The sequence below is a fragment of the Vibrio sp. McD22-P3 genome (assembly GCF_021568915.1).
Taxonomy (GTDB): domain Bacteria; phylum Pseudomonadota; class Gammaproteobacteria; order Enterobacterales; family Vibrionaceae; genus Vibrio; species Vibrio mediterranei.
The window spans coordinates 194,578-213,271 of the sequence record NZ_JAKGTN010000007.1; the positions used below are offsets into that span (position 1 = coordinate 194,578).

An 18,694-nucleotide genomic window follows, 5' to 3' on the forward strand; every position below is an offset into this window, starting at 1 on the left:
CCGAAATTCAATATTTGTGGCCTTTGCCAGTCACGACGAAGGCTACGTAAGGTGTACGATTATGGAAAGCAAAAACTACGCAAATATTATCGTTTTCACAGGATTACTCGCCGCAGCAAGTGCCATCATTAACGCCGATCTTTACGATGGTACCTGGTCTGAAGTCGCTACCATTGCCGCCGCAATAATGATTCCCGTAACTGCCTACTTCAATAGGAAGAATGTCGCACTGTCTTTTCTTTTACCACTATTTTTTACCACCATTGTCGTTAGAAATTCTGATCAACATGATTGGTCAATGATTGGTTGGATAGCGGCAATATCTTATCTGCCGTTGCTCGCACAGTGTGTTGTAGTCATGCGACGTACCTTTATCAAAGAAGGTCCGACAGAAACAGCATTAAGTATGCTGCGTATACTCATCGGTATGAACTGGTTAACGCACTGTACAGAAAAACTGTTTGTCTCTTCCCACGACGCTGGCTTGGTTAACTTTTTTGCCAACGGATTTGGTAACTTAGTGGTTGGACACCCATTAACGGATTCAACCGCCAATATTCTGATTGTGCTTGGCGGCCTAGTTGAACTGGCTACTGCTATTTCATTGGGACTAGGGGTACTTTCTCGGTTTGGAGCGTTCATGTCAGCAGGATATCTGATTGTTGCCCAGATAGTGGGTGGACACTTTGCCGTTGGTTATACGTGGATTTTACCGGGTGGAGGATGGGAATTGGCGTTCTATTACTTTATGGTCACCATACCATTTATGCTTCCAAACGTAGGTGGCTCTGTCGCTTTGGAACGGATGAAGTTCGCTCGCTCTTAATCAAGTAAAACAAGGGGGACTTATCATGTCCCCTTGTTCGATCACTACTAAAAACCAGTGCCTACTTGAAAATAAATGGCGTTATCCGATTCACTGGTAGCCACATCGATCCCTGCACGCAAGCCATAGCGACGGGCTATAAGGTAACGAAAACCAACACCATAGCTATAATGGTTATTGGTTGTAAAAATCGAGTCGCCATCATCAACGGCGGTACCTAATCCACCAAAAACAGAAGCTGACCAACGCATAGTCATTTGCCAAGTTAATTGGGTTTCTAACGAGGCTGTTGTGTCACCTTGGTATCGCTCTCTAGCAATGCCGCGCATATTGATATCAGGGTATACAGGTGTTGGTAAGTAACGCTCACTGGTACTTAGCGTGTTGTATTGCCCTTTGAAACCAAGGTTCCACGATTCTCTAATTGGAAAATAGTGTATCCCTTTAAATGTGAACGTATCAAAATCGTAGTCACTACCAAGACTCTTTCTAAACAAGCGATATTCACCACTGTAATCCCCACCAGCAGAGGGGTATAAGAAGCTATTTCGTGTGTCATGTTCAACCAATAACCCCAGCATTGAAAATGTAGAATCTAATGAAGGATGGAACTCTCGCCGATGACGATCCTGCTGACGTTCGATGGAATTTAATGATAACGTAGATTGAACAAAAGCTTGTGAGATCCCTAATAACAATGGCGTGTCAGCGACTCTAAATTGCAATTTCTGTAGCTCTCCATACCCTTTCATATTCAGCTCAAACTTACTGACGTGTTCACCGCTACCATAGAAATCCATATTCACGTCACCATAAAATGCACCACCAAGATAGCGGATACTGTCACGCTTCCATGAGTGCCGATGACCCACAAATCCAGCCCAAGTACCATTATCTGTCCCAAAAGCACCACCTACACTGATAGCTGGCGTTAGCAATTGAGCACCACCATTTACCGATGTCATCGACAACTTTCTACGCTTTTCTTTCTGCGCCTCCGATTCATGCAAGAATACTCCCATCACACCACCGCCATACCCAACGGCAGGTTCGGTCACGAGTATTGGTACAGGCAAAAAACCATAAGCATTTTCAGCTAGGTATTCACCCATATCAAACTGATGATCAACTGGATCGGTAAAACTAGTAGCAACGCTTTGACTTGAAGCGATTGAAACCGTCAAAACAATAATAGAGAGGGAAGCTCTCACGGTAAGATCCTCGTTACTGGCAACATTAGGGGAAACAACTCATGTGTAAACGTTGGCGTATAGTAACGAGGACGAAGATAAGATTTATCACTAAACAATAAGAGTGGAATAAAACTGAAATAGTGTATGACAATCAATCGCTTTATTTTTATTTTATCTAATCAGACGGGCACTTACAGACCAGCCTAAATGAAAAACAGGTGCTCTGAGAGCACCTGTTTTTCTTCAGCTAAGCAATTTTACGAATAAAGTGCTTGTTCCGTCCTCAAACCTTTTATCAGGCTAAAACACATCAATAGCAGAACAAAAGTAAACGGCAGAGCCGTTGCCACTACGCCAGACTGCAATGCTTGAAGCGCCTCTTTACCGCCAATCCATAACATTACTGCGGCAATTGCCCCTTCAATACACGCCCAAAATATCCTCTGAGGTACTGGCGCATCAATCTTGCCGCCAGCAGTGATGCTATCGATAACCAACGAGCCAGAATCCGAAGACGTTATAAAGAAAATCAAAATAAGAACAATGGAGATCACGGACAAAATAGAGCCAAATGGTAAAGCATCGTATACGTGAAATAGCGTTAGTGAAATGTCGGTTAAACCATTCGCCCCCAACTCACCTACATGATTTGCCACTTGATCTATAGCGATCCCGCCAAATACTGACATCCATATTAACGTCACTGCAGTTGGAATAAAGATAACCGCTAACAAGAACTCTCGTACCGTACGTCCTTTCGAGACTCGAGCAATGAACATCCCAACGAATGGAGACCAAGAAATCCACCACGCCCAATAGAATACCGTCCAACCATGCATCCAGACAGTGTCTTCACGGCCATGAGGACTACTGAGCGCAATGATATTTTCTACGTAACCAAGCGTTGTATTCCAGATTGACGGCAGAGCGACATCCAGACTCACAGCCGTGACAAAAATCAGCAATAAGAAGGCCACAACCATATTGATGTTACTAAGAACCTTTACTCCACCATCAATACCACGCACCACTGACATAACCGCGATTAAGGTAACAAACGCAATCACCGCCAGTTGCATACCAATGCCACCGTCTAGACCAAATACATAGTTGATGCCACTTGTCGCTTGTTGAGCACCTAAACCCAGTGATGTCGCTAGACCAAACAAAGTCGCCAACACCGCCATGATATCAATCACGTGGCCTAGCCAACCCCAAGCTCGGTCACCGAATACTGGATAGAATGCTGAGCGAATAGATAGAGGCAACCCCTTGTTGTAGGTGAAAAACGCGAGTGATAACGCCACAATAGCGTAAATACCCCAACCATGGATGCCCCAGTGAAACAGCGTTGCCCCCATAGCAAGTGATTTAGCTGCTTCCGTATTGGGCTCTACATTGAGTGGTGTTCCCCACCAGTCAGTAAAATAAGCCGTTGGCTCCGCCACTCCCCAAAATAGTAAGCCGATACCCATACCAGCCGCAAACAGCATCGCCAACCATGAAATGGTTGAATGGTCAGTTGTTGCATTTTTACCACCGATACGAATTTTCCCAAGAGGAGAAATCAATAACGCGACGGCAAAGAATAGGAAAAAATTGGTTGCCCACATGAAGAAGACATCAAAGTCATTAATGATGCCATTTTTAAGACCATTGAGAGCGTTGAGTGCGGTTGCTGGCTCGACGATAAGAAGGGAAATTAGGCTGAGAATAACAAGCGCTGCGCTTGTTCCGAATACGGGGTTGTGTATATCGAAACCCCACTTTTGAATGTTGTCCTGACCTACTTGATAGTCAGTGGTTTCGATACTGTACTTCTTTAATGCATTGTCCATAAATACTACTACTACGTGTCCAAATTGCTTTCCTCGAGAAGGAAAAAACTAGAAAACGCCCTCCATTTAATTAGAACTCTAACAATTTATTTCGGGCAAAATGCTATCACACGCACAAAAATGATTCAAATAGCTCAATTTTTCATAGTAAAAATTAGAAAACGCTTAGAACCAGCCATAAAAAGCAATGAACTCTAATCATTAGAATACAAACCAATTAACATTAGACGTGCTTTATCCAACCAATCTGTATTAGTGAGAGCAGCGAATAACAGCATTAGCGTATGCCAGAAGTAACGAGGGCTATTTGGTCAGCTTTTCAGCAATAAGGTAGGTGTGAAGCTCTGGGTGTTGGTCGAACTCCAAATGACGAATTGTGCAGCCAAGTTTAATGAAAAGCTCTAAAAAGCCATTAGTCCCAAGAGAAGAGTAATACACTTCTGGCCCCATGAAATCATCGGTATGCTGCCCTGCTTCTTGTGTGCCTCCAAAAGAAAAAATAAACACACCGCCCGGATTTAGACTAGCAATAATCTTCGTTATAACAGTAACTTGCTGTTCTAGAGGAATATGCCAAATACTGTCCCATGCAGTGATAAAATCATAGTTACTTGGTAGATCAGCGTTACAGATGTCTTGATGATAAAAGGGAATATCTGGATAACGTTCGCGAGCAAGCTGAATCATTTTACTCGAGATATCCATCCCCTCAGGTTGAAACCCTACTTGTTGCAACAGATTGATAAATCGTCCGGTACACCCACAACCGATATCGAGCGCCTTACCTCTAGACGAAATAAACTCAATCGCTCGTTTATGAGCTTCGATGCCATTATCGAGATTAAACTCTTCACTCAACCACAGGTGAGTAATCTGATCGTAAGCTTTCCCTATTTGTTCTGGCGTCATCTTGTTCCCAACTTGTCTATTTCCCTGAGTACTATTGCTATCTCACTATAAAACATATTGATGTTTAACGCTTTCTTTAGAGTGACCGCCAACGAATTTTGCAGAAATACCTTTAAGCCCATCCTAGACTCTTAATGACAAAATCCGAGGGAGAGTGAACATGCAGCAATTCTTGCGCCTAACATCCATCACGCACAGTTTTAAGGTGGGATTATCTCGGCGACTGATTTGGCGAGTGCTGTTCATCGCCGTACTCAGTGCCGCGATTAACGCTGCTCAGTTCTATTTCTTTTACTCTCAAACGCTCGATGTGCTCGCTGAACAGCTCTCGTTTCAGTTGCTTCCCGAAGAGTTTGCAGCGGTAGCTAACTCCATGCCTTCAATGTACCAAGCCATGAGTAATTGGCTGATTTTATTACTGTTACTTCAATTAGCACTGGCAACGTGGGCGGGATGCTGGCTCAGCTACCGTCTTTATGGTCCAGTAGAGCGGATTCGACAAGCTCTGGTCGACATCTCCTTAGGTAGGCTAACGACAGAAGTGAAGACTCGGAGCGGTGATGAACTCAGCGACATTGCAGAAAATGTCAGTGATAGTGCCGCTCGCCTACAAGTGATCGTATTAAGCATGAAGCAAAGCCTTGATGGTCTAGATAGCAGCGCGATGACTCCAGAACAAACTGCTCACATCGAAATGGTTCGCAGTAATCTAGACTACTTTGAGACCATTGATGTTGGCCCATCCAATGAAGCCGAGCCGTCTAATGACTTTAACTCGGAACGCTAACTTGGCGTCATGGCAACCGTGGTTACTTACGTTATTGCTTACCTTATTACTCACCATGGGTAGTAGCCAAGCCGTGAACGCTTCCCAAGCAATCGTCGGTCAAGGAATTCAGCTGGTTCAAGTTGGACAAGTCACACAAGCCAAGTCAAAGTTGAACCAGTTGCCACAGCCTTATTCAGGAGAAGCACTATTCTTGGCAGCGCGTATTGCAGAAGCAGAAAACAACTGGACAACAGCGATGACCTTGTATCGCGAATATTTAGCCAGTAAGCCTTTTAGCGTGCACCAATTAGAAGCAAGGGCGGCATTTGCACTATTGCGAGCCTATCAAAATGATCCGTTACTTGGCGACTTCTTCACTCTAGTTAAGCTACGCGACCTAAATCATATTCAGCAACTTCAAAACACTAGCGCCAGGCTATATGCCACACATCCGCAAGCGCCGTTGGCGATTCGCGGACAACTTCTGACCGCATACAGTTTGTTAGAGCTAGCTCAACAACCCCAAACGGCACTGCAACTTTACCTTTCCATTGCAGAAGATACTCAGAATGCCGATGCAGATTGGTACATTCAGGCATTGTTTGGGGCGGCTTTCGCAGCCATTCGCGCCAACCGTTTACCGCTAGCCCAACGAGCTATCAATGACATACAGGGTAAATTGAACTCTAGTTGGGGCAGCCGCAACAGCCTGTTAGCGAGAAGTTGGCAACAGCGCATCAACGCCATGACCTTCATGTTGCCTCTCGCACAACAAACGACAGTATCAACAACACCATTTTTATGGGGAGTCGGCGCAAGGTTGCTGTTAGATAACCCTGTAGGTAGTGGTAACAACTTCGCGCCAATCTGGCACACGCTTACCAATAATGATTTACGGGTAAACAGCGTCAGTTTGTGGATCACTCAGGACAGCGATTGGAACTGGCTGCGCACAGATTTACTTCGCGGCGCTCATTTGCATGGTTATATTCCTATGATTAATTACTGGTTTTTTGGTGACAAAATCAGCCCTGACTACGTCACTGCCAATCGTCAACGTTATCTCGAACAGATCAAAAACCAGCTGATTCCGTTGTTGCGAGACCTTCCTCAAGCCTACCTGATTTTGGAGCCTGAGTTTAATAAACAGGGTATTGAATCTTGGGACGAGTGGGATCCATTAATGCTGGAGGTGATCCAACTAATACGAAAAGGGGCGCCGCAAGTTAAAGTAGGATTGGGGCTGGGTGATTGGGATAAACCCGGTGGCACACCGAGTTACGCAAGCGCTGAGCAAGCCATTGAAGCAAGTGATTTTGTGGCAAGTATGCTAATGCTCTCTAGTTATACTGAGCGGGCTCACGCCGCGCCAGATTGGTCCGCTTGGGTTCGAGCTTTACGACTAGGCGATAGGTTAAAAAAACGCTTCAACAAACCGTGGATGCTGGCGTATTTATCAATCGCATCTCAACCAGCATGGGAGCAGCAGCAAGCGGTGGAGATTGAAAAGCTGGCATTTTATCTGCCGATGCTTCGTAGTCTTGGTCTGTTTGCCCTTAATTGGTTCTCTCTTACTGATGAACCCGAGCAGCAAGGTTGGTTTGCCGAAGCAGAACAAAGCTTTGGACTTCTTAAAGCCAGCTACCAACCTAAGCCCGCATTGGCTGACTATCAACAACTCATCAACGCGCATCGTAATGAAAAAACGCCTCAAGTTAAGCAGTTTCACGCCAAACTAATGGCAAATCGTCAGCTCGAAATCAAAGCTCAGTTAGCACACTGGACTCGCTGGGAAGTCGTTATTCAACAAGACACCAACACATGGCTTGAAAAAGGCGTTGGTGATGCCTTTACTATTCATTGGAATGGACAAATGCTGCCAACTTGGGCTGAAAATGGCGAGGTGTCTGTAACGCTGGTCCTCAATGGTACTATTCACGACTCACTGGTAACGAACTGGAACGTCCCTCTTAACTTCCACCAGCAAGCCTTCAATGAACAGGTTTCACTCAACAGATGGCAAACTTGGCAGCAAGCACCGGAACAGAGCATTGCACTTGAGCAGCTAAGTTCGGGTATTCCTGCAGCCATTGAGCTTGTTCTAAAGCGGCTTACTTCCCCTCAACTCGAGGCGCTGCATATCGGGCTCATAGACCAAATTGGCTTCCAACAAACCGTCTCTGCCTCTTCTTACGCCTATCAAATCGGTGATAGCATCGCCATTTATGTCCCATTGCAACAACTCAATCGACAATGGGTCAAATACGTCGACGGTAAACCAATATGGCGAGATAAACCCAGCGGCGTCATTTCTGTCGTATTGCAAAATAGTGGCGCTGAGAGTGTGGCATTTGAAGTGAGTAGGTTGAACTACCTTAAACCGTAATTTTAGACATACCGTTAATAAAAAAGGCCACCTATGCCGCTAAACATAAATGACCTCATTTAGAATACCGTGAGACTTATTTGCCTAACACACAAGCGTCAATCAGTGACTTAATATCTAGCACGTGCTTTCTCAACATAGACTTAGCTTCTTCAATCTCACCATCGCTAAGCATTTGGTAAATACGACGATGATCATCGAGGATCTCAGCATAAGCATCTTCCGTACTGGTTAGGTGACTACGAATGGCCCCAATGTGGAACTGAACTAACTGGTAGCTCTTCTGCAGTAACGAGTTGTTGCAGTGTTTGAAAAAGGATTCATGGAACTCACCGTCTAACAATAAGAACGCTTTGAAGTCTTTGTTCTTAAATTTGTGTTCCATTTTAACGATGCTAATTTCTAGGCTTTCCAAAAATGCTTGAGAGTCATTTCGCATTGATTCTTCAATTGCGATTGGCTCTAAATAGCTTCGAAAATTACATAGTTCAACAATAGACTTTTCATCTGGTTGAAAAACAAAGCTACCTTTCTGAGGAATGATATCGATCAACCCTTCTTGCTTAAGAATAAACAGTGCTTCTCTTACGGGCGTTTTACTGACTCCAAACGTTTCTGACAGTGACGCTTCTGAGAGTGGTTGACCTAGCTTCAATTCACCACTCACAATTGAATAGCGTAAATTCTCAGCAACATTTTCTGTTAAACTTTTAGGGCGAGTGATGACTTTCAATCTCGTTACCTCATGATTAATTCTACTGACGTTAGTCTACCCCAATATCTTATTGTTGACAGCAACTAATAAGTGGCGAGACCGGCTTACTCATGCATGTTAATAACACATATTATATTTATTTAATTTAGCTATATCACTCGTTGTTTCAGTGCGTTAAATCGCATTTGGTTAAAGACCTCGAAATTTAAACTAGAAACATTGCCGTCATCGCTAGGTACATACTACCGGAGTATAGAAACGCTTTTTTCTTCGATTCCGGGCTTTCGAATTGAGCACCCAAAATGAAACCCATAAAGTACAGCGCGGCACTAGCAGTGACAAAACCGAGTGTGTATAACATAACGGCGGCATTTGTTGGCATTTCGAATAAATGCACGTAGCCATGAAAACAGGCAAAAGAGGCTAACATATAGACTAACCATCGACTCAACTGTCGACCCGAAACACCAAACGTCAACACCACTCCTACTAAGACCACCGATAAGGCGATCAAACTCTCAAACATCGGGATATGAAAACCCGTCACTGCTATTCCGGCACCGAAAACCAAACTTAATGCGAGCACGCTAAGTGAGACCCATTTCATTGATTTGTCACGGCCAAAGTACAAACTGCAGGCTAAACCAATACCCATCATAGCTGCAACATGGTCAACACCGGAAAGTGGGTGCAGCATACCCGATAGAAATCCTACTTCAGAGTGACCGGGATGGGCACTTGCCAAAGAAGGAAAGAGTAAAGCCAATAGCATCCACGCGTTTTTCATAAACCTAGCCTTTTTGTTTATTAGAGAGTTCAAATGACGGCAACGTCTTATTGCAACCAAATTACGACAACTAACATATCAGATACCAATGGTTATTTTTTATAAATATTTTCTTTTAATGGCATCGATCACATTTAGAGAAAAACATCATTAAACGTAGCATGACAAACTAGATAACTATCAATTTTGAACTTAAAGTATCTGACATATCACATTAAAGAAAAATCACTACCATTTTATAAACGTGGCAGATAATGACGACTCGGAGTACGAAAATGCATATTCATTTGGATCTTGTCGGTGGAATTGCTGGTGACATGTTTACAGCATCCATGCTTGATGCATTACCAGACTTGGAGTTACCGCTGCTAGCTGCTCTTGAGACGGTGAAAGAGACCGCGCAAGTTAATTATTGGACTGAGAGTGCTGTAGATAAGGGCTTAACCGGTAAACGCTTCTATGTTGAAAGTCAGCATGGCGCAGCGAGTGACCATCACCATCACCATCACCATCACCATCACGAGCATAGAAGTTGGAAACATATACGACAGCTAATTTCTGAGTTGCCGTTAGATGAACCGATTAAAGAAAACGCGCTTGGTATCTTTGGACTTCTAGCGGAAGCAGAGGCGAAAATCCATGGTAAAAGTGTCGAGGATGTCCACTTTCATGAGGTAGGAGCGTGGGATTGTATTATCGATATCCTATCTGCTAGTTGGCTGATTGAACACTCAAAAGCCACATCATGGTCGTGCTCAGATATTCCATGGGGCGGAGGCACTGTAACATGTGCTCACGGCGATATCCCTGTTCCTGCTCCGGCGACCTTATCGTTGCTAAAGGGCTTTCAGATGATAGATGACGGTATCAAAGGAGAGCGCGTGACACCAACTGGCGCTGCCATCCTTGCATGGCTCAAGCCTTCACATAACGTAGCTAAGGGGCAAGTCTTTGACATAGGTTACGGTTTTGGCAAACGCAAACTAGATGGAAGAGCAAACCTTCTGCGAACCACCTTGCTAACAACAAAGGAAGGATTTCACAACAACCATGAAGAAATCTGTGTCATTCAATTTGATATTGATGATATGACTGGAGAGTTACTCGCCATCGCTAGGGAGAAAATTCGCGCTCAACACGGCGTACTTGAGGTGACAGAGACCGTGGCGCATGGTAAGAAAAATCGCCATATTAATACCATAACGGTGCTCACTCAGTTAACAGTTCAGAACCCTATGATTGAGTTTATCTTCAATCATACCTCAACTCTTGGCGTACGTTACTGGATCTGCCAACGAATGATTTTATCTCGCCACCATCATCAAGTCACAATCGATGGTAGTCAATATGACGTAAAAACTGCAGAGCGACCTGATGGTACCTTGACCAGTAAAATAGAATCGAGTCAATTAGAGCAGCCCCGCATGAACCTGAGCCGTCAGATTGAAATCAAATCACTTACAGAGAAGCTAGCGACCCATGAATTCAATAAACAACAAGATTGAGAGACTAGAAAATCAGCTCCAACAACTTGGTAAGGTCACTGTTGCGGTAAGTGGCGGTGTAGACAGCATGACACTCGCCTTTGTTGCTCACCGAGTGTTGGGTGCCAACGCAAAAATGGTTCACTCCATCTCTCCCGCTGTCCCGCCACAAGACACCCAGCGGATTGAGGACTTTGCTACTAGGTACGGATGGAATATGATGTTTGTGGAAAGCGGCGAGATAGATACTCCAAACTACCAATCCAACCCTGTCAATCGCTGCTACTACTGTAAATCATGCCTCTACACGACACTCGGAATCTTATCATTTGGACAAGTGGTATCAGGCACAAACTTAGACGATTTAGATGATTACCGACCTGGCTTAATCGCTGCAAAGGAACACCGAGTGGTGCATCCTTTTGTCGATGCTTCAATCAATAAGCAAGATATCCGTGATATTGCTAATCAATTAGGACTACCTAAGCTGTCTAAGTTGCCCGCTTCTCCTTGCTTAGCCAGCAGGATAGAAACCGGTATTTACATCAATGAAAGTAACTTAAATTTAGTCAATTCGGTCGAACAATACTTACGAACCAAAGTAGAAAGTAATACGCTTCGTTGTCGTGTTCAAAAGCAGCGTTTAAGCATAGAGCTTGATACTCAAACCATAACAGCCCTAAGTGAATCTGAGATTAAAGTACTAACACAGCAAATAACGGTCATAGCCAGAAAGTTTGAGGCTTCCGTTCCCATTCAGTTTATGCCCTACCAGCGAGGCAGTGCGTTTATTGGAGAGAAAGAATGTCAGGCATAATAATCGATTTTGAACGCAAGCAACGCTGTGGTGTTGAAGAAGCTATCTTATGCTCTAGTAAGAGCCCGCTTCAAATAGAACAGATTATTCAAATGGCTCTAGAACGAGATGCGCGAATGTTGTTCACTCGCTTATCACTAGAAAAGTGGCAATCTTTAAGTCCCACCTTTCATCCGAAGCTATCTTATTGCTCTGTTTCTGAAACCGCTATTTTGGGAACAATACCAGACCTTACACAACAAGAAAGCCCTATTGCTATCGTGTCAGGAGGGTCTTCGGATACTAACATCTGTCATGAAATCTTACGGACGTTAAACTATCATGGCGTGAGTGCTTCACTGTATGAAGATGTTGGAGTTTCTGCGTTGTGGCGCTTAACAAACGCACTGGAAGACATTAACAAGGCCAAGATCATAATAGCAGTCGCGGGTATGGAAGCGGCACTGCCAACGGTTTTAGCAGGTCTAACACCTAGACCTATTATTGCGGTGCCTACTTCTGTTGGCTACGGCGTGTCAAATGGTGGTGAGCTCGCCCTACACTCTTGCTTAGGAAGCTGTGCTGCAGGCGTCATGACCATGAATATTGATAATGGATTTGGTGCTGCCTGCGCAGCGATCAAGCTACTAAACAGTTTCCAGCATAATTGATCACAAAAGAAAAAGGGCTCAGATGAGCCCTTTGTAACGATTGCTATTCAATCCAAGGCAATAAACTGCCTGATTCATCAAACTCAAACGCTATCGATTCCGAAATACAATCTACGCCCTCTAGCGACTCGACGACATCTTTCAGCCCTGCTGATACATAAATATTGTCGAGTTCAAGCGTGTTTTTTATCCACACGATTTTCGCATTCTGAATATCATGGATCGGTCCTGTTTTCAGCGCAAATACAATCGCTTCTCGGTCATTCCCCATAACCATAGGGATCTTTGCAGTCGCTAACGTACCCGCTGTCGCCGCATTAGTGTACATCGCCGAGAAGTCTAGGTTTTGCACCAATTGACGAGTAGTAATGTCAGCCATACCAATCCCAACGCCATTACCATGAGTTGCTTCTGTAAGAGAAAGCACTACAGTGCTTGAAATATTAGGCCCAGTAAAGCCACTGACACCGGATCCCGGACGCCCTGTCACGTTCGGATCCATCCCTTCACCGCTGATGTTCTTGCCGATTTCTTGAATAATCAGTACGTCGATATCCGGTATCTTAATCGCAGCAATATTCTGTTTGGCTTTTTCCAAGTACTTCGGTTCGAGCGATAAGATATCGGCTTGTTCTACCACCTCAATATCCATTAACTCATCATAAGCATTCTCTACTAAGCCAATAGCGAAAGGCACGTTGATTTGTTCCAGCAAACGACCTCCTGCTTCAGGAATTACTCGATGAAAATTGTGGAATCCATACCGGTGAAGTGATGAAGCACCAACGTGATTCCCTAACCCAATACACAGCATTTTCAATAAACCGCTTTCGACCTGGCCTTTGAAATCAGCATGAGGCTTAATTTTGTTACAGAGAATAATGCCGTCCGCTTCCATCGCCACTCTATCTAAGTAGAGCGAGACTCCATCAGACATTTGAGCAACTTCAATAACATCCATGGAGGAAACGATAGGTACCTCCATCGAGCTTTCTGTAATGCCGTAAGTTGCCAGTATCTTGGTTTGCCCTTCAGCATTCGCCGAACCATGACTACCCATAGAAGGAACAATAAAAGGGATAGCACCATGGCGCTTTAAAAACTGTATCGTTTGTTGGAGCACTGGTATTAGCCCAGAGATCCCACGACTACCAACCGTAATGGCCAAGCGTTGTCCCTGCAAACGTTCTGGGTTAGGGTAACGTGCTAATTCTTGGTTTATACGCTGAGGAATATCTTCCAGCTTGTTTCGGCTAAAGTGCTGACGCACCTTCACCATTTTAGGCAGCTCGCACTCAAAGCCACCATCTAACGTAAACTTTATTTCTCTATCAAACATGACTTACTTCTCACCAAGAATGAAAACGAAAAGAGAGGGCATTGCCCTCCCAAACAGTGGATGTAGAATTTGTGACTACTTAGCTTTTAGATGTCACTTCTTGAATAGTTGCCATCCATGCGTCATAGACGTCAGCACCTAGTTTTTCTTTATACTCTTGACGTACTGGCTCAGTCGCATCAATAAATAGTTGAAGTTGTTCTTCACTCAGGGCGTTCACTTGTGTACCCTGCTTCTTAAACTCTTCAATCTGTTGACCTTCTTCCGCAGACACTAGTTCCTGTTGATAAATTTCTGCGTCACGCATAGAGCCCTTGATTAATTCTTGGTCTTCTGCAGATAGGCCGTGCCAAAACTCTAGATTCATTACAGGGATGTAGAAGGTAACTACGTGACTTGTCAGGCTTACATAATCCTGTACTTCATAGAAACGCTGCGCGTAGATATGCGCGATTGGGTTCTCTTGACCATCAATCACTCCTTGTTGAAGTCCAGAGTATACCTCACCAAAGTTCATTGGTGTCGCTGAAGCGTTTAGCGAGTTAAATGTCTTAACATGCGCAGGAACCTTCATTGTTCTAATTTTCAGACCTTTTAGATCTTCAGGTGTTTCTACTGGACGGCTGTTATTTGTAACGTGACGAACACCATTCTCTAACCAGCCGATACCTTGAAGGTTCATGTTGTTAAGTTTTGTTAGTAACTGGTCGCCAGCTGGGCTATGCACCGTATCTAGTGCCGCCTGCTTGCTTGGGTAGATAAATGGAAGTTCTACTACGTCAAAGGATGGATCCCAAGATGAATAAAAAGAAGAAGGAGATACCGCCATTTGAAGCATGCCAGATTGAACACCTTCAATCATCTCACGGTCAGGACCCATTTGAGAGTTGGCAAAAATTTGGACTTCGAACTTACCCTCTGATTTCGTCTCAACGTCTTCTTTGAATTTTTCTAGAGCTCTATGTAAGTGATAGTTTTCATTAGCACCATGTCCAATTCGGATTGTCGTTGCTGACATTACAGAAGTTGATAGTGCGAGCATAGATACCGCGGTAGCCATAATTAGTTTTTTCATTGTGCCCTCGTTTCTCGTTTGCAGGGTGACTCTGGTTCATCGTTAAAGGCCGCTACATAGCGTGCAGCAACAATATAAGTATTCTTTATTCCATCTAACATCTGACATATCAGATGCTAGATGTTAATTATTACCGACTAATCTAATTATTGCTGTGAGAATGGTCACGAATATATAACGCTTTTTATTAATACTAGAAATAAAAAAAGCCTTAGTATGAACTAAGGCTCCTATTTACTACTCTAAAGTATTAGTACTATCCAATTAATTCTGTAAGGAATAGTGACAGTTCTGGTATAAATGTAACTGCCAATAATAATACTAACATCGACAATAAGAATGGAATTAATGCTCTTGATATTTTCTCTATACTTACATTAGAAACTTGGCTTGCAACAAATATATTAACTCCCAACGGAGGGGTACAGAAACCAATTGCCAAGTTAACCGTTAATATTACACCAAATACAATAGGATCAACGCCTATCTGTTTGACTACAGGTAATAGAATCGGGGTAAGTATGATAATCGCCGAAATGGTCTCCATAAACATACCAATTATCAACAACATACCATTAATTAATAGCAATAAGACTACTGGATTATCAGACAATCCTACCAGAGTACTAGCAACCACAGATGGTATTTGTTCAAACGTAACCAAGCGACCAAATGCTGCTGCAAATACTACAAGAACTAGAATTGTTGCTGATGTTAGAGTCGAACGAGCGAATATTTTTGGCAAGTCGGAGAATGAGATTTCTTTATATATAAATAGACCACAAATTACTGCATAAACAACCGCAACCGCCCCTGCTTCAGTTGGTGTAAATACACCACCATAAATACCACCAAGAATAATACCTGGAACAATTAAAGCCCAAATTGATTCTTTAAACTGTGCACCAACTCCAGCCCATGAAAATGGCGTAGGTTCCACATCCATAATAGGCTGATTGCGAACAACTACTCGGCTCATTGCCATAAAGGTAAGTCCGAATAAAACGCCTGGAATAATACCAGCTAGGAATAACTTACCAATAGAGACTTCTGCAGATACACCATAAATAATAAATGGAATACTTGGCGGAATCATAACCCCAATCATGCCAGCAGATGCCGTTAATGCTGATGAGAAATCTTTTTTATAACCTTGCTGAGTCATTGAAGGAATAATATTAGAGCCGATTGCTGCCACCGTTGCTGGCGCTGAACCAGAAATAGCCGCGAAAAACATGGAAGCAATCACGTTTACGTAACAAAGAGAGGCTCGAATATGCCCAACAAGAGAATATGCAAAACCGATAATACGTGCAGACAGACCACCTTTTTGCATCAAATCACCAGCCAAAACAAACAGCGGTACAGCAATAAGTGGGAACGAATCAGCCCCTGTCACAATTGAGCGAGCCATCAAACTTAATGGCGGCGTGCCGTCAACAAAGCTCATCACGAACAGAGAGCTCATTCCTAAACTCATTGCAATGGGCATACCTAGGATTAATAAGAGGCCCAAAGCGCAAAATAGTATAATTCCAGACATTTTATACCTCTACTGGCGATGATGTTTGTGTTGGTTTTACAACGTAAAACTGAATAATTCTAAATACGGATAGCAGCGAACCTACCGGAGCGGATGCATACATAATGGCAATTGGAAGGTTAAGTACCACTGACTTTTGCGATAGAACATAGGGAAGAGTAATAAGTTTGTAAGACTGGTATGCCATTGTTAATAAGAAAGCAACAATGGCAACATCAATCAAAATTTCTAGTACTCGTTTTGCCTTCGCCGGAAGTAGGTCTTGGAAAAACGTAACTTTTACATGCTTTCTTTCTTTAAAAGCATAGGCGATACCAATCCAAATAAACCAAATAAACGTCCATAAGGTGAGCTCTTCAGACCAAGACAATGCATTTTGAAATACATACCGCATCACTACTTGGACTGTAATCAATATTACAATTCCCGCGAGAAGTAACCCGCCAAGGGCCGCTTCTAAATTGTCATTTAACCATTTCATCATACTAGTCTCATCGTTACCTGATTACTGATATGTCAGATATCATAGACCTCAAACAACGCCAGAAACAGTCAAAAACATCAATTAAACCGTCAAATATCGAGTTTCTTGTGATTGATCACAGTTTGAAAACATCAGAATTCCGATCTTAAAATTCAACTGATATGTTAGATCTCAGATATCAAATATTACAACAAAGAGGTGATGTGACATGACTGCTGAGACCAAATTCAAAGTCTATGTATCCGACTATGACTATCCAGATCTGGAGATTGAGCGCAGTGTTTTGGAACCAATTGGCGCAGAAGTTATCGGCCTAAAATGTAAAACCGGTATTGGACTTGGTGAGTTAGCTAAAGACGCTGACGCTATTTTGCAGCAATATGCCAAAATCCCTCGCACCACTATTGAGCAGCTAGACAACTGTAAGATCATTTGCCGTTACGGTATTGGCGTGGATATTTTGGATGTAGAAGCGTGTTATGACCACGGCATCAAAGTATCTAACGTCCCAGACTACTGTATTGATGAAGTCGCTGATCACTCAATTTCACTAGGCTTGACACTGTTTAGACGCATTCCTGCCTACAACAAGTTCACCCATGAGGGCCAATGGCACTGGGATATCGACGGCTTAGTTCCTAAACGTTTTCGCTCTTCTACATGGGGTTTGATTGGCTTTGGTCGCATTGCCCAAAACATCGCTAAAAAGATGACTGCATTGGGTTTCAAAGTTATCTCTTTTGATCCTTATGTATCAGGTTCTTATATGAACACCTTTGGCGTAGAGAAAGTCGATCTTGATACTCTGATCAGTACGTCTGACGTCGTTAATGTGATGTGTCCACATACACCAGAAACCGACCGCTTAATCAATGAAGATCGTCTACGTCAAATGAAGTCGAATGCCGTACTTGTTAATGGTGCTCGCGGGAAAGTTGTTGATAACAAAGCACTTTACAAAGCACTTGTTGAAGGTTGGATAGCGTCTGCCGGTCTTGACGATCCAGAAGAAGAGCCTGCGAAACTCGATAATTGGAACCCTAATGACAACCCAATTTTTGGTTTAGACAACTGTATTGTGACACCACATGTTGCTTATGTTTCACAAGAAGCTTTCCAAGAATGTCGTCGCATTGCCGCAGAAAACGCGAAAGCCGTCTTATTAGGTGGTGAGCCTCTAGATCCAGTAGCGCGTGTCAAAACTCCAATTTCGGAACAGTAATCATGAGACAAACAACTATTGCCGCCATTGAAGAGCATCAGGTGTTCGCTATCGTTCGTGGCCTTGATCCGGACAATGTTCGCCCAACGATGGAAGCACTATACAGCGGCGGAATTCGTTTAGTCGAAGTGACATTTGACCGAAAAAACGGTGACGAAAATACGTTGGCAGCACTCGATATTCTCGCCAGCGAGTTTCAAGACAAACTGATCTTCGGGGCAGGCACCGTCACTACGGTGGAGCAAGTCAAAGCTGTCAAAGCCATGGGTGGACAATTTATTGTTTCCCCGGACTTTAATGCGGACGTCGTTAAGGCAACCCGCGAATGCGATATGGTGTCCTTGCCCGGCGTGATGACACCAACCGAAGCCGTACAAGCCAATGAAGCTGGTGCTGACTTTATCAAGCTGTTTCCAGGTGGTTTGTTAGGTCCTGAGTATCTAGCTGCATTAAGTGCCCCTCTGTCGGATCTTAAATTTATTGCTGTAGGTGGTGTTGATGCAGACAACATCCCTGACTTCGCTAAAGCTGGCGCAGTTGGGTTTGGTATTGGCTCTAACTTGGTCAACAACACTCTCGTTGCAAACAACGAATTTGAAAAAATCTACCAAAATGCTTGTCGTTTTAAGCAAGCGATTGAATCTATTAGGAAGTAAA

At 43.5% G+C, this 18,694-nt stretch carries 17 protein-coding genes; 8 read left to right on the forward strand and 9 right to left on the reverse strand.

Annotation, left to right across the window (positions count from 1 at the left end):
• Window positions 1–61: 61 nt before the first annotated feature.
• Entirely contained in the window at window positions 62–826 is a 765-nt protein-coding gene (locus tag L2W36_RS10550; protein WP_236109998.1) for a DoxX family protein, read from the forward strand.
• Window positions 827–873: 47 nt separating this feature from the next.
• On the opposite strand, the gene L2W36_RS10555 is transcribed toward L2W36_RS10550, so the two are convergent.
• From L2W36_RS10555 to L2W36_RS10565, 3 genes are all read right to left on the reverse strand, one after another.
• On the reverse strand, window positions 874–2,037 hold the full coding sequence (locus L2W36_RS10555) for a glyceraldehyde-3-phosphate dehydrogenase (RefSeq protein WP_236109999.1): 1,164 nt from the start codon (window positions 2,035–2,037) through the stop codon (window positions 874–876).
• 239 nt (window positions 2,038–2,276) lie between these two features.
• On the reverse strand, window positions 2,277–3,857 hold the full coding sequence (locus L2W36_RS10560) for a BCCT family transporter (protein WP_062461926.1): 1,581 nt from the start codon (window positions 3,855–3,857) through the stop codon (window positions 2,277–2,279).
• A gap of 303 nt (window positions 3,858–4,160) precedes the next feature.
• Window positions 4,161–4,766, reverse strand: coding sequence for a class I SAM-dependent methyltransferase (locus L2W36_RS10565; RefSeq protein WP_171393600.1), 606 nt, complete (start codon window positions 4,764–4,766; stop codon window positions 4,161–4,163).
• Window positions 4,767–4,926: 160 nt separating this feature from the next.
• On the opposite strand from L2W36_RS10565, the gene L2W36_RS10570 reads away from it, so the two are divergent.
• Both L2W36_RS10570 and L2W36_RS10575 read left to right on the forward strand, forming a co-directional pair.
• Entirely contained in the window at window positions 4,927–5,553 is a 627-nt protein-coding gene (locus L2W36_RS10570; RefSeq protein WP_236110000.1) for a hypothetical protein, read from the forward strand.
• Window positions 5,531–7,921: a hypothetical protein gene (locus L2W36_RS10575; protein ID WP_236110001.1), complete on the forward strand. Its 2,391-nt coding sequence runs from the start codon at window positions 5,531–5,533 to the stop codon at window positions 7,919–7,921. The genes L2W36_RS10570 and L2W36_RS10575 overlap by 23 nt, the downstream gene beginning before the upstream one ends.
• A 76-nt stretch (window positions 7,922–7,997) precedes the next feature.
• Here the strand turns inward: L2W36_RS10575 and L2W36_RS10580 are convergent, their stop codons facing one another.
• Both L2W36_RS10580 and L2W36_RS10585 read right to left on the reverse strand, forming a co-directional pair.
• The gene (locus tag L2W36_RS10580) at window positions 7,998–8,654 is read right to left on the reverse strand and encodes a GntR family transcriptional regulator (RefSeq protein WP_006070170.1); all 657 of its coding nucleotides are present in this window, start codon (window positions 8,652–8,654) and stop codon (window positions 7,998–8,000) included.
• Between the two features lie 187 nt (window positions 8,655–8,841).
• Window positions 8,842–9,423, reverse strand: coding sequence for a HupE/UreJ family protein (locus tag L2W36_RS10585; RefSeq protein ID WP_236110002.1), 582 nt, complete (start codon window positions 9,421–9,423; stop codon window positions 8,842–8,844).
• 275 nt (window positions 9,424–9,698) lie between these two features.
• Here L2W36_RS10585 and L2W36_RS10590 point away from each other — a divergent pair, with 275 nt between their 5' ends.
• The 3 genes from L2W36_RS10590 to larB are packed head-to-tail and all read left to right on the forward strand — an operon-like array spanning window position 9,699 to window position 12,374.
• Complete coding sequence (locus L2W36_RS10590) at window positions 9,699–10,928, forward strand: LarC family nickel insertion protein (protein WP_236110003.1); 1,230 nt, start codon at window positions 9,699–9,701, stop codon at window positions 10,926–10,928.
• Window positions 10,903–11,724: an ATP-dependent sacrificial sulfur transferase LarE gene (larE, locus tag L2W36_RS10595; protein ID WP_236110004.1), complete on the forward strand. Its 822-nt coding sequence runs from the start codon at window positions 10,903–10,905 to the stop codon at window positions 11,722–11,724. The genes L2W36_RS10590 and larE overlap by 26 nt, the downstream gene beginning before the upstream one ends.
• Window positions 11,712–12,374 (forward strand): nickel pincer cofactor biosynthesis protein LarB, encoded by a 663-nt coding sequence (gene larB, locus L2W36_RS10600; RefSeq protein WP_236110005.1) that lies wholly within the window; start codon window positions 11,712–11,714, stop codon window positions 12,372–12,374. The genes larE and larB overlap by 13 nt, the downstream gene beginning before the upstream one ends.
• Window positions 12,375–12,417: 43 nt before the next feature.
• Here the strand turns inward: larB and L2W36_RS10605 are convergent, their stop codons facing one another.
• From L2W36_RS10605 to L2W36_RS10620, 4 genes are all read right to left on the reverse strand, one after another.
• A complete protein-coding gene (locus tag L2W36_RS10605; protein WP_236110006.1) occupies window positions 12,418–13,713 on the reverse strand; it encodes a DUF362 domain-containing protein in 1,296 nt (431 codons plus the stop codon).
• Between the two features lie 79 nt (window positions 13,714–13,792).
• Window positions 13,793–14,788 carry a TRAP transporter substrate-binding protein gene (locus L2W36_RS10610; protein WP_006070176.1) on the reverse strand — a complete coding sequence of 332 codons (996 nt, stop codon included), beginning with the start codon at window positions 14,786–14,788 and terminating at the stop codon, window positions 13,793–13,795.
• Between the two features lie 256 nt (window positions 14,789–15,044).
• Window positions 15,045–16,331 (reverse strand): TRAP transporter large permease, encoded by a 1,287-nt coding sequence (locus L2W36_RS10615; protein ID WP_062461902.1) that lies wholly within the window; start codon window positions 16,329–16,331, stop codon window positions 15,045–15,047.
• A gap of 1 nt (window position 16,332) precedes the next feature.
• A complete protein-coding gene (locus L2W36_RS10620) occupies window positions 16,333–16,815 on the reverse strand; it encodes a TRAP transporter small permease (protein WP_231892996.1) in 483 nt (160 codons plus the stop codon).
• A 208-nt stretch (window positions 16,816–17,023) separates the two neighbouring features.
• Between L2W36_RS10620 and L2W36_RS10625 the strand changes: the two genes are divergently transcribed.
• The gene (locus tag L2W36_RS10625; protein WP_006070179.1) at window positions 17,024–18,037 is read left to right on the forward strand and encodes a C-terminal binding protein; all 1,014 of its coding nucleotides are present in this window, start codon (window positions 17,024–17,026) and stop codon (window positions 18,035–18,037) included.
• A gap of 2 nt (window positions 18,038–18,039) precedes the next feature.
• Window positions 18,040–18,693 (forward strand): bifunctional 4-hydroxy-2-oxoglutarate aldolase/2-dehydro-3-deoxy-phosphogluconate aldolase, encoded by a 654-nt coding sequence (locus L2W36_RS10630; protein WP_062461899.1) that lies wholly within the window; start codon window positions 18,040–18,042, stop codon window positions 18,691–18,693.
• Window position 18,694: the final 1 nt, after the last annotated feature.